Genomic DNA, 12534 nt, shown 5'->3' with positions numbered 1-12534 from the left:
CCGATTACGTTGTAATTGAACGGGGCGTTCATCCGGCGGTCAGCCCTTCACCGAGCCGATCATGACGCCTTTGGCGAAATGCTTTTGCAAAAACGGATAGATGAATAAAATGGGCAGAACGGCCAGCATGATCGATGCCGAGCGAACCGTTTCCGACGGCGGCGAGGAATCTCCGATGGACGCCTCCATCCCCGCCGTCTTGGCGCTGTTGTCGAGCACGAGCGACTTGACGAGCACCTGCAGCGTCCACTTCTTGGAGTCGGTCAAAAACATGACGGCATTGAAGTACGTGTTCCAATGCGATACCGCAAAAAACAGCAGGAACGCGGCCAGCGCCGGTTTGGACAGCGGCAAAATGATGCGGATAAATACGCCGAGATCGGTACAGCCGTCGATTTTGGCCGATTCGATAACCTCGTGCGGCAGCGAGTCCATAAAGCTTTTGACGACGATCAGGCTCCAGGCGTTGGTCAGCGCCGGCAAAATGAGCGCCCAGTACGAATTCATAAGCCCGAGCTGCTTGACGAGCAGGAAGCTCGGGATAATCCCTGCGCTGAACACAAGGGAGAATACGACCAGGCCGTAAATGAGCTTCCGGTGGGGAAGCCGCTTTTCCGTCAAACCGTAAGCCATCGTGAAGGTAAACAGCAAATTCAGAACCGTTCCGCAGCACGTGATGAAGACGGTGCTCTTTAAGGCGTTGATAAAGCTGTTCGACGACAATATGTAGCTGTAAGCTTCGAGCGACCATTTCTTGGGAAACCATTGGAACGAATAGGGCACGTACACGGAACGGTCCGTCAGCGACACGACCAATACGTAGAAGAAAGGAAATATGCAGCAGACCGAAATGAGCGCAAGCAGTACGTAATTGACATAATCGAATGCGGTGCTTTTTTTGCGGTGCACAAAGCTCATCTTTCGTATCCCTCCTAATAAATGCCTTCGTGCCCCATTTTTTTGACGATATAATTGGAAGTCATCACTAAAGCGAGACCGACGAACCCTTTGAAAAAGCCCACCGTGACGCCGATGCTGTACATCCCCCGCAGGATGCCGTTGTTGTACACATACGTATCGAACACATCGGCCACATTCCGCACCAGCGGGTTCATCATCAGCAGCACCTGCTCGAAGTTCACATCCGTCATATGGCCCAAACGGAGAATGAGCAGCACGACGATCGTCGGCCGGATCGCGGGCAGGGTGACATGCCATATTTGCCGGAAGCGGCTCGCTCCGTCGACGACGGCCGCCTCGTAACGCTCCGGGTTGACGCCGGCGATGGCGGCGAGGAAGATAATCGTCCCCCAGCCGGTATCCTTCCATATGCCCTGCACGGTCAGCAGCCCCCAGAACAGCCTGCTGTCGTTCATAAAGGAATAAGGCTCGAGCCCCATCGTTCTAACGATTTTATTGACCAGCCCCACGTCCACGGACAGCATAAAGAAGGTGAGGCTGGCGATGACGACCCACGACAAAAAATGGGGCATATACACAAGCGACTGGTTGATCCGTTTAAACGCCTCATGCCTGACTTCGTTCAACATGACCGACAGCAGAATCGGCAGCGGGAAAAAGAAGACGAGCCCGAAGATATTAATAAGCAGCGTATTGCGCAGCATAATATAAAAATGCTCGTCGGCAAACATCTCCGCAAAATATTGGAGTCCGACCCAATGGCTTTGGGCGAAGCCTACGACCGGATTATAATCTTTGAAGGCGATGAGAAGCCCCCACATCGGAACGAGCTTGAAGATGACGAAGAACAGAAAGCCCGGCAGCACCAGCAAATACATGTGCCGGTATTTCACATAAGCGGACCAGCGCCGGCCGAGCCGTTCGTTCAGTTTGAAAGAGGCTTTGTGTAACGCAAGCTCCCTGGATTTCATATGCCAGCTCCTTCCGGCTTAGCCAAAATACTCTTTGTAGCTTTGGGCCGTCTCCATAAAGGCTTTTTTGAGGGCGGCGTTGTTTCTGAGCCCGTCGATAAATTTTTTGTATTCATCCATCGTAATTTTCCCCATAATCGCTTCCGTCCGCTTCGTTTCGAATTCATCGGCGTACTTCGGCCATTCGGCGGCCCATGTCGCCGAGCGGACGATTTTGAACGGATCGACCGTCAGCTTATCGTACACGACCTTGACCGTTTCCCGGTTCGCCAGGTCGACTTCGACCGGCGCCAGCGGACTGTCTACCTTATCCCATTCATTGCGTTTAATCGAGAACGGATCGTTGGTGAAGCTTTGAATTTCCTTCAAGCCGACATCCGTCATAATATATTTGCCGTTCTCCACTTTATGATGCGTGCCCTCGTAGCCGTAGAAGAGCGCTTTGGAATTCTCTTCGCTCGCCGCCCGGTTGAACACCTCCAGTATTTTCTTCACCTTGTCTTCCGGCACTTTCTTCGGAATGAACAGACCGCCGGTGTAGCCCGGTTCCAAATATGAGGCGTTGCCGCCGGGGCCGGTAATATACGGGACGATGTCGACTTCGGCGGACGGCTTGATCTTCTTGTTCTCCTGCTCCATCCGGTACTGATGCCAGAAGTTTTTCGTATGGAATACGGTTTTGCCGGCTGCGAAGAAATTGTCCGGCTCCGCCCCCTTGATCGCGGAAAACTCCGGCGACATCAAGCCCTCCTTGTACAGCATCCGGTACCATTCGACCATGCTCGTATACCCGTCCGTCAGCACGTTCCGGTACATCCCGCCTTCCGCATTGTACTGCGGCTTGAACGAGCCGAAGGCGGACTGCATGTTTTCCATAAATAAGGTGCCGATCATTTGCGGATTTTTGGCTTTGACCGCCTTCAGGGCGTTATACAGTTCGTCGGTCGTTTGCGGCAGCGGCACTCCCGCTTCATCGAGCAAATCTTTGCGGATCAAATACCCGGTATTAATCTGCGAGCGGGCCCGGGGGATGAAGAAATGCGTCCCTTTGTATTTGGAATATTTCCACGCCGATTCGGGAATGTTTTTCTTCAAATTCGGATATTGGCTGAAGTCGCCGAGGAACGGGTCCAAATCCCAGAATACGCCTTTCTCGACCGCATTCAGCGTGTTGATGTCGTCCGGGTTTTGCGCGGAGACCACATCCGGCAGCTCCCCGGAGGCAAGCGCCAGGTTCAGCTTGGTTTGAAACTCGGGATCGGGAATCCACTGAACGTCCATCTCCAAATTGTTTTCCTTTTGAAAGCGCGTCCAAAATTGATTTTTCATATCCGGCACTTCGGCGAATGTCGAGACCATCGTGCTGTAGCGGAACGGCTTATCCGCAGCCCCCGCCTCGGCTCCGTCGCCGCCGCCTGACTTCGTTCCCGCGGTTTCGGACGAGCTGCAAGCGGATAATGCGGATAGTGCGGCCAGCGATAAAGCCAGCGTAAGGAAAGCGGCCGATTTCTTGATCACCCTTTTTTCCATTTCAACCAACTCCTTATCTTGAATAGACGCCATTCTCAACCCGTTAACGGAGTCACGTCCAGCAGGGACGCCCGTTCATTCAGCTTGTCGATCAATCCCTTCGGCACATCGATTCCGCCCCGGCTCAAGATGCCAACCCTGCTCTCGGAAGAACGTTTGCCGGGGACGATCAGACCGGGCGCGCGCGCTTCCATCCGGCCGATCAGCTCGGACGTTCTGCGGGCGAGACCCTCCCGTCCCAATAGTCCGTCCGCTTTAATGCAGACGGCCGTATGAGACGGCACGCCGACTTCGCCTGTGCCTGGTTGAGGCTCGTCGATCAGCTGACCTTCGGACAGGAGACCGGTCAGTATTTCGCCGAGAATCGTCAGGCCGAAGCCTTTATGTCCTCCGATCGGCAGTCGCGTGCCTCCCTTCGGTAGCGACATCGCCGCAGGGTCGTCGGTCGGATTGCCGTCCGCATCCAGCCCCCAGTGCGCCGGCACCCGTTCCCCCGCCTGCGCCTTATCGGACAATACGCCGTTCGAGGCGTACGCCAGACAGGCGTCGAACATTAAGGGGTAGCCTTTGTCCGTAGGCACCGCGTAGCCCATCGGGCTCGTGCCGATCACTTTCTCTTTGCGGCCGGGAGCTCCCATCGTCGGCGCGCCCCTCGTTACGATATAGCCGATGTAGCCGTCTTGCGCAGCCGCCTCCACATACGGAGACGACGCCAATATATGGCGGGTGTTGCGGATCGCGCACAAGCCGATGCCGTGTTCGTCCGCCAGCTTCTCGGCGCGTCTCATAATGAACATGCCGCACAGCTCGCCGAGCCCGTTATCTCCGTCGTAATTTTCCAGCGCGGCATATTTATGCAGCCTTTTGATCGCGGGCTTGGCGTTAATGCCGCCTTTCAGCAATTGGTCAATCCGGCCCGGGAGCTCATAAATATCGTGATGCCCGACGCCCCGGTACGTCGCCCGCATGAAGACGTCGGCTACTACGCCCGCATGCTCTGCGGATAATCCGGCCGCCTTGAGCAGCTCATATGTTAACCGTTCCAGCTCCGATAACGAAATGCGAACCAAGCTCTGTCCCTCCTCTAAAAATGTGGTGAAAAAGTCCGTTTTCAAAGGCGAACGCTTACGCTTTTCCAGATTCAAATGGCCGCTCCGCTCTTTTTTCACCGCGCTTCTGTCCAACGCGCCAACGCAGTCTTTGCGCCGGACTCGCCTGACGCGGCAAGCTTATTGAAGCTCCGGGGCGCGTCAGGCGGCTCCGCCGGTCTTATAATCCATACCAAGCTCTGGCATTATCGGAAAATATGCGCTTGCGCAAGTCGACCGGAAGCTTGGGAAACGCGAATTGCGGAGAATCGAAATCCCAATGCGGGTAATCGCTGGCGAACATCAGCAGCTGCTTCGCATCCATCATCTCCAGCGTCTGCAGCAGATGGCTGTCCTGATCCGGCCGCTCCAGCGGCTGGGAGGTGATGCGGACATGATCGCGCAAATATTCGCTCGGCCGCTTCGTCAGCCACGGCACTTCATAGCGCAGCGCTTTATATTCCGCGTCGAGCCGCCACATCAGCGCCGGCAGCCAGGCGACGCCGCCCTCGACCAGAACGATCCGGAAGTCCGGAAATCTCTCGAAGACGCCCTCGGTAATAAAGCTGACCAAATGCGCTTGAAAGCCGAGAGGAAGGCATGTATGCCACTCGATATAATGGGTCGGATACCCCGGCGAAGGCTGAATGTTAATGCCCATTCCGTCGGTGCCCGGGTGAATGGCGAACGGCAGGCCGTGGCGGGCGCAAGCCTCGTAGATCGGATAATATTGCCGCTGCCCGAACGGCGCTCTCGCGCCGGAATCGGTCATCACCTGCACGAAATGCGGATGCCCCGCCCACTTGTCGATCTCGGCGGCTGCGGCGGCGGGATCTTGATGCGCGATCGTGATCGAGCCCTTGAATACGCCGTCATAGTTATGCTTGCCGAGCCATGTCTCGGCGAGCCATTCATTGTAGGCCGCAGCGATCGCCGTGGCGAAATCGGGGTCCGGGTGCAGGTTGCAGAACGCCCGCGGAAGCAACACGCAGTGGTCGATTCCGTACGGCTTAATATGCTGCTCCCTTAGAAAATCGGGGTCCGATCCTCCGGGACCGCCGCCGGGAGGCCGGGAATCGAGCCGCTCCCCGTGAACGGGATTGCTGTAATGGCCCCGGCCTCCGCCGTTGTACCGGTCGCGCCACGGCTGGCTCAAGTAGGCCTTGATCGCATCCTTATCGGCGGGATAAGGATGCACGTCGCAATCGATGATGCCATACGGATAATTGCTGTGCCGGTTGATTTTGTCCATACGATCTGCTCCTTACCGGTTAATGGTGACGACGACCTGCTCCTCCTCAACATCGACGGGGAAGGTCTCCAGTCTCGGTTCTTCCTCGCCGGGAGCTTCGACTCCGACTTCATATGTTTTGACCCGGCATTTGTTGGGATCGAACAGCGATTGCCCGTTCGTCAGATCGAATTCCCAGCCGTGCCAAGGGCAGCGGACAACCTCGCCCTCCTTGCCGTACAGAAATTCCCCGGGCTTGGACGGCAGCGTCGTTCCCGTCACCTTGCCGAGGCAGAGCGGAGCCAGCTGATGCGGACAGCTGTTTTTTACCGCATAATATGTTCCTTTAATATTAAAAACGCCGATCGAAATGCCTTCCAGACGAACGATTTTCCGTTCCCCGGCTTTAATATCGCCGGTGCTTCCTACGACATGTTTGCCCATTGACCATACTCTCCTCCCCGATGAACGGCAGTCAAGCTTTACGCCAGCCCGTAAAACTCCTGTGCATTTTCAAAAAAGATCCGGTTGTACAGCTTCTCCGGCAATCTCGGAAACGCCAGCTTCGGACTGTCGAAGTCCCAGTGCGGATAATCGCTGGAGAACATCAGAATATGCTCGGCGTCCATCATCCTCAGCATGTGCATCATGTCTTCGTCGCTGTCCGGTCTCTCCAAGGGCTGCGAAGTGATGCGGACATGATCGCGCAAATATTCGCTCGGCCGCTTCTTCACCCATGGAATTTCATGGCGCAGCGCCTTGTATTCCATATCGAGCCGCCACATTAAAGGGACGATCCATGTGGAGCTGCCCTCCACCAGCACGATGCGCAAATCCGGGTAGCGCTCGAAGGTGCCTTCGGTCAGCAGGCTGACCAGATGCGCCATGAAGCTGAGCGACATGCACGTATGCCATTCGATATAATGGCTGGGATTGCCCGGCGACGGCAAAATATTGATGCCGATGCCGTCGAGTCCCGGATGAATGGCGAGCGGCAGATTATGGCGGCAGCACGCCTCGAAGATCGGATGGAAATTGCGGTGCCCCATCAGAAACCGGGCCCCCGAGTCGGTCGTCACCTGCACGATATGCTTATGGCCGGCCCAGCGGTCAATCTCCTTCGCGGAAGCGATCGGGTCGCTGTGGTTGATGACGATGGACGATTTGAACACGCCGTCGGGATTATCCGGCCCGATCCACGTATCGGCGATCCATTCGTTGTAGGCGGACGCTATCGCGTTGCCGTAGTCGAGATCGGGAAATTGGCAGCTGTTTTCGCGCGGAATGAGAATCGCATGTTTCATGTTGTATTCTTCGATTAATTGCTTGCGAACGAACTGCGGGTCGGAACCGGCCGGACCGCCGTCCGGCGGATTCGAATCAAGCCGCATGCCATGCGACGGATTGCCGTAGAACAGCCCCCTGCCGCCTCCGCGAAACCGGTCCCGCCAAAACTTCGGCATATACTGCCGGATTTGATCCAGGCTCTTCGGAATCGGGTGAACGTCGCAATCGATAATTCCCGGTTTTTCTTTTCCTGCCATTGCCGCTCCCCCTCCTTATCTGGCCACCTGATCGGGAGCGTGCCGCTCCAGCCAACCTCGCAGCGGCACATCTTCCTCCGTCGGCGTGTAATATCCGTTGCAGTTCGTCCCCGCTCCCAGCAGCTGCCGGCGGATCGGTTCGCTATCGGCCCACAAGCTTTGCACGGTCATATCGTCCTTGGTCCGAATCCAGCGGTAGCCGTATCCGTAGAACAATACTTTGCGGGTAATATCCGACCAGTTCGGACTCGCCGTATGCCACAGCCGCCGGTCGAAGAACACCGCCGTCCCGGGCTTCACGCAGATCGGAATCGCGCCTTCCGGCTGGCCGTGGCCGCCTGCGGGCTTATCCAGCGTATTGTTCAAGTGGCTGTTCGGCACGATCCAGAAGTTGCCCCTTCCCTGCTCCTGCAAGTCGGACAGAAAGTAGGCCACTTTCAGCGACATTCTCGGTCTCGGCACCGTTTCCATATCCACGTTCATTCGTCCGCTGTCTTGATGCCAGCCGAACGTCTTGTCGCTTTTCTCCTGACCGCTCGGCGGCGTGACGATCATATGCGCATGATACAAATAAATGTTCCAGCCCAGAATCCCCCATACTTTGGGCAGCACCCTCTCATAGTCCACCAGGTCGAGAAACAGCTTGTGATCGGGAATAAAGTTCGGATAAAACAAAGCCTTGTTGGCCTCATGCCCGGCCTGGACCTTCTCATCGTGAATCCGGTCGACCTCCCGGGTCAAAGCCTCGACCTGCTCAGGGGTTAAAGCGTCCTCCAGCACGAGATAACCCGTCTTGTCAAAGGTTTGGCGTTCTTCTTCCGTCAGCGAGTACCGCAAGCAGCTGGCATCCATGGGTTCATTGCCTCCGTTCTTTGGTCTAATGGCGGGCGGCCCGAATGAAGACCGCCGGCTTTCCACTACATCATAGTTCGTTTTCACGGCTCAGACCATTAATGATCCGTTGGCATTTGTACGATTCTACGGTTCGGCGGCAAATATTTTTGTCGATGCTTACCCCGACTTCCGATGCAGGAAAGCGGTCGGCGAATGACCGGTCACCTTTTTGAACACCCGATTGAAATAGGCCTGATCGCAAAATCCGGTCTTTTCGGAAATTTCCCTTACCGACATCGACTTCTCCAGCATTAAGTCCTTGGCGACGGAAACCCGGACGACATGCAAATATTCAATCGGCGTAAATCCGGTCACTTCCTTGAAGGCACACGTAATATAATTGGGCGTTCTCCCGCTGTAAGCCGACAAATCCTGGAGCTTCAGAGGGTCGCTGTAATGGGCGGCGATATAATTTTTAATATCTTTGACCATCTTGGTTTTTTTACCTTTAATTCCTCTATGATCCAATTCATGATTGATAACGCTGAGCACCTCCATCAAAATCGCCGAACAGGCCGCATTGACGTAAGGCCCCTTCTGAAGCCAATGATGCAGCAGGATGGACAGCCTCTGCTTAAAGTAGGCGGTGTTGTCCAGCCTAAGCTTATACGCCCGGTTCTCGGATAAGATGGGCAGCAGTTGCTTGTCGTCTCCGGTAGGCTCGAAAAAAACGGCATACCGCTGATGATCCTCCAGCGCTTTCGCCCACCGAAAGGAGCCCGCCGGAATGAGCAGCGCGTCTCCCTTCTGCAGCGGATAGTCCTCGTTGTCCACGTGATAAACCAGCCTCCCGCTCGTAATAAAGATCAGCAAATAGCTCGGCGTCAACGATCGGCCCAAAGCCCATTTGCCGCTCAAATCTCTCACATAACAGGAATGAATGTTTAACATATCGACATCGGCTCCCTTCGCGGTAACTTCTCTCTCTTGGACATCTACTGAAACATCAGCTCGTAGCTTTCGGCAAACTCCAGAAACGCTTTGCGAAATTGCGGCTGCTCCCGCTGCTTCCCGACATACTCGCGGTATTCGTCCATGGAAATCACTCCCATAATGGCCGCTGTCCTCATCGCGATATATTCGTCCTGAACCTTCGGCCATTCCTTAAGCCACGTCTCCGAGCGGATGACGCGGAACGGGTCGATCGCATGCTCGGCATCGTAGAGCGTTCTGGCGGTCGCTATCATCCGGTCGTTCCATTCTTTGGGGGCGGCCGTATTGATCACCTTCTGCCACGGGTCCAGCGCATTGGGGAAAATTTGCATCACCGCATTGCTGATTTCCTTCTGCGCCAGCTCGGTCGGCACCCTCTCTCCGCCGACGATCCGGTAATGAATGCCCTGGAAACCATGCAGCAGCTGCTCCGTCACTTCCGGCGAGACCGCCTGATTGTACATGTGAAGAATGCGCAGCGCCTTCTCCTTCGGCACCTCCCGGGAAATGACGAAGCCCCCCGTATATCCGACCCCGAATTCTCCGGTATGCCCGTCGGGGCCGTTCAAATATGTAATGACGCCGGCCTCGTACTGCGGGTCGAGCTTCTTCAAATCCTGATCGTACGTATAGCTGTGATACATATTTTTCTGAAACGTCAGCGCCTTGTCCGAGCGGAACATATATTCCTTGTCGCTCCCTTTTAGAACGGCAAACTCCTTGGACATCAGCCCCATCGCGTACACGCTGCGGTACCAGGCTACAAAATCGGTATAAGCGTCGGTAAAATATTTGTGAACAAGCCCTCCTTCCCCGTTGTAAACCGGTTCGAACCCGCCGAAGGCTCCGAAGAACGACTCCTCGAAATGCAGTCCGACATATTGACGCTCGGGATAGGCATCGACGATTTGTTTCAGACCGCCGATATAGTCATCCAGCGTAGCCGGCTCGGGAAGCCCCAGCGCCCGAAACAAATCCGGCCGCCAATGGAGCCCTCCGTCGAGCAGAGGGCGCACTCTCGGGATCACATACCGTTTGCCGTCGATGCTTGTGTATTTCCACACCTCCTCCGGAATGTTTTTCGCCAAATTCGGGAAATCGCTCAAATCTCCGGCCAGCTCGCCAAGCTCCCAAAACATGCCCTGCTTGACCGCCTTGGTGAAGACGCCGTCGTCGAGCGTGTTGACCACCAGCACTTCCGGCAAGCTGCCCGAGGAGAGCACCAGACGCAGTCTCGTCTCGTAATCGTCCAGCGGAACAAATTCCGCCTGCAGCTTCACCTTGAACAAATCTTGAACCTTGGTCCAAAAGCGGTTGTCCAGATCCGGAATTTCCCTCGGCGTATTGGACAGCGCATTCAGCGTAAACGGCTTCCCCCAATCCCACCGGGCCGCTTGCTCGGACGATTTCGCCGCATCCGGTTTAGGAAGCATTCGCTCCGATTTGCTCGTACCGCAGGCCGCCATCGTGTAGCAAACGACCGATGATAACGCTAATGTCAATATTTTGTTCCCGAAGCGCAGATGAGCCATTAGCCAATCCTCCTCCTGCCTTCCCTGCTTTTGAGGAAAGCGCGTTAACGGATAGATCTTATTATTATTGTAAGCGCATTCTTTTTAGATGCTAGGGGCTCGTTTCGGACGATTTGGTTCCGGTTTCGGAAGTTCGTCCCCTTCATCGTCCTTGCGATCCAGCGCGGGCAGCTGCAGCGTCACCCGGGTGCCGGCGTCGATCCGGCTTTCAATCTCGATGCCGTACTGCTCTCCGAAGGCCAGCCGGATACGCTTGTGAATGTTCAGAAGCCCCATGCCTCTCTCGCCCAGAACCTGCTGATGCGTCTCGGACCGGGACAAATAATGCTGAAGGTCGCGCAGCTCCTCTTCCCCGATCCCTTTGCCGTCGTCGGCAATTTCAAAGCATACCCAGCCGTCTTTGGTTTTCCAGCCTTTGATGCTGATGCCGCCTTTGCCGCTTTTGCGCTCCAGCCCGTGATATACCGCATTTTCCACGATCGGCTGCAAAATCATTTTGGGCATTTTCAAATCGAGCAGGCTTTCTTCAATCCGAATATCCGCATGAAACTTATCGACGTACCGGATGGACATAATGCGCAAATAATCTTGAATGCAGCCGATCTCGCTGCGGATCAGCACGAAGTTTTCCTCTTTAATGCCGTACCTGAAAATTTGCGCCATCGCGATGGAAATTTCGACAATTTCCATCACTTTGCTCGCTAGAGCGATGCTGCGGATACATTCCAGCGTGTTATACAAAAAATGGGGATTAATTTGACTTTGCAGGGAGGACAGTTCCGCCTGTTTTTTGGCGAGTTCCATTTGGTACAGCGAGGTATTGGCCTGAATGAATTTCTCATTCGCCTCGTCGATTTTATCGAGCATCCGGTTGATCTCCGTCGCCAATATACCGATTTCGCTGCGCACCGACAGCAGAAGACGCTGCTTCCCGCCGTAATTGCCGATATAATTGACAAAACGAATAATCGCGCTTAACGGGATCGTCACGCTGCGAATAAACAGCAATCCCATAAGCAGAATGATCAGCGTCATCACCATGCCGATGATGAGACCGATATTGCGGATGGCGCGAAGCTCGTCCGTCATTTCTTTGATCGGGATTAAACTGACGATTTTCCATTGGAGGGAACCGATTTCCTTGATCTGCAAGTGATCGGCTTTGCTGAGCTCGTCCAGAGACTCGACGTCGAAGAACTTTCCTTTGGCCGCGGCTTCGCTAGCCGTGACGATACGCTGCTCGTTGTCGACAATCAGCAGGCGGGAATTCGGCGTTCCCTTAATATCTCTGACGATATGATCCAATGCGTCGGTTTTGTAGATGACGACGCAGGTTCCAAGCTCCGGCGTGTCGCTGGCGTCGTTGATCGACGAAAAGATGGGCTGGATATAAACGTAAGCGGGGTTGGCCAATTCCGGGGCCGTTATTTTGCCGTAAAACTGCGCCTTCGGATTTTGAATATTCAAGCTGTATTTCTTTTTGACGCCGTCCAGAACGACGTAATCGTCCGGGTTCGATGCGCCGATGATGTTGCCCGATTTGTCGACCATCAGAATCGACTGAATGTTCTTGTTAGCGGCTTTTACGCCGGAGAGAATTTCCATGACCATTTTATTCAATTTGAGCCGGTAAATCGGATCGCCCGACCCCAGATAATCATGCGTCATCGTGTTGTAAGCGGAAGCCAATGCGGCGTCCTTAATATCCTGGTTAAACGATACGAGTCTCTCTTCCACCTGCTTCATAATATTCGAAGTGTGGATATTTTCCTTATCCTCGGTCAGCCCGTAAAAATTCATATAATAATAAATTTGCAAAAGAAAGATCATCAAGGTCGAAATGCCGACCATCAGCAGCAGCTTCTGTTTCAGGGACATGCCGGTTACGAT

The 12534-nt window shown here is 54.7% G+C and carries 11 protein-coding genes; all 11 read right to left on the bottom strand.

Going from position 1 to position 12534, the window contains the following annotated elements:
* Positions 1–39 precede the first annotated feature (39 nt).
* Positions 40–918 carry a carbohydrate ABC transporter permease gene (locus tag SK3146_RS27220; RefSeq protein ID WP_249861717.1) on the bottom strand — a complete coding sequence of 293 codons (879 nt, stop codon included), beginning with the start codon at positions 916–918 and terminating at the stop codon, positions 40–42.
* Between the two features lie 14 nt (positions 919–932).
* A complete protein-coding gene (locus SK3146_RS27215) occupies positions 933–1892 on the bottom strand; it encodes an ABC transporter permease (RefSeq protein WP_249861716.1) in 960 nt (319 codons plus the stop codon).
* An 18-nt stretch (positions 1893–1910) separates the two neighbouring features.
* Positions 1911–3422 (bottom strand): extracellular solute-binding protein, encoded by a 1512-nt coding sequence (locus tag SK3146_RS27210; protein ID WP_249861715.1) that lies wholly within the window; start codon positions 3420–3422, stop codon positions 1911–1913.
* A gap of 35 nt (positions 3423–3457) precedes the next feature.
* Positions 3458–4492 carry an Ldh family oxidoreductase gene (locus tag SK3146_RS27205; RefSeq protein WP_249861714.1) on the bottom strand — a complete coding sequence of 345 codons (1035 nt, stop codon included), beginning with the start codon at positions 4490–4492 and terminating at the stop codon, positions 3458–3460.
* A 199-nt stretch (positions 4493–4691) separates the two neighbouring features.
* Entirely contained in the window at positions 4692–5762 is a 1071-nt protein-coding gene (locus SK3146_RS27200) for an amidohydrolase family protein (protein ID WP_249861713.1), read from the bottom strand.
* 12 nt (positions 5763–5774) lie between these two features.
* Positions 5775–6185, bottom strand: coding sequence for a Rieske (2Fe-2S) protein (locus SK3146_RS27195; RefSeq protein WP_249861712.1), 411 nt, complete (start codon positions 6183–6185; stop codon positions 5775–5777).
* A 38-nt stretch (positions 6186–6223) separates the two neighbouring features.
* Complete coding sequence (locus SK3146_RS27190; RefSeq protein WP_249861711.1) at positions 6224–7285, bottom strand: amidohydrolase family protein; 1062 nt, start codon at positions 7283–7285, stop codon at positions 6224–6226.
* 15 nt (positions 7286–7300) lie between these two features.
* Positions 7301–8137: a phytanoyl-CoA dioxygenase family protein gene (locus SK3146_RS27185; protein WP_249861710.1), complete on the bottom strand. Its 837-nt coding sequence runs from the start codon at positions 8135–8137 to the stop codon at positions 7301–7303.
* A gap of 159 nt (positions 8138–8296) precedes the next feature.
* Positions 8297–9070 (bottom strand): AraC family transcriptional regulator, encoded by a 774-nt coding sequence (locus SK3146_RS27180; RefSeq protein ID WP_249861709.1) that lies wholly within the window; start codon positions 9068–9070, stop codon positions 8297–8299.
* A gap of 44 nt (positions 9071–9114) precedes the next feature.
* A complete protein-coding gene (locus SK3146_RS27175; RefSeq protein ID WP_249861708.1) occupies positions 9115–10644 on the bottom strand; it encodes an extracellular solute-binding protein in 1530 nt (509 codons plus the stop codon).
* 84 nt (positions 10645–10728) lie between these two features.
* Positions 10729–12522, bottom strand: coding sequence for a cache domain-containing sensor histidine kinase (locus SK3146_RS27170; RefSeq protein WP_249861707.1), 1794 nt, complete (start codon positions 12520–12522; stop codon positions 10729–10731).
* Positions 12523–12534 lie beyond the last annotated feature (12 nt).

The organism is Paenibacillus konkukensis, from assembly GCF_023523925.1.
Classification (GTDB): Bacteria; Bacillota; Bacilli; order Paenibacillales; family NBRC-103111; genus Paenibacillus_S; species Paenibacillus_S doosanensis.
Note: the sequence above shows the minus strand (reverse complement) of the source record. Positions and strands in the feature narration are given on the sequence as shown.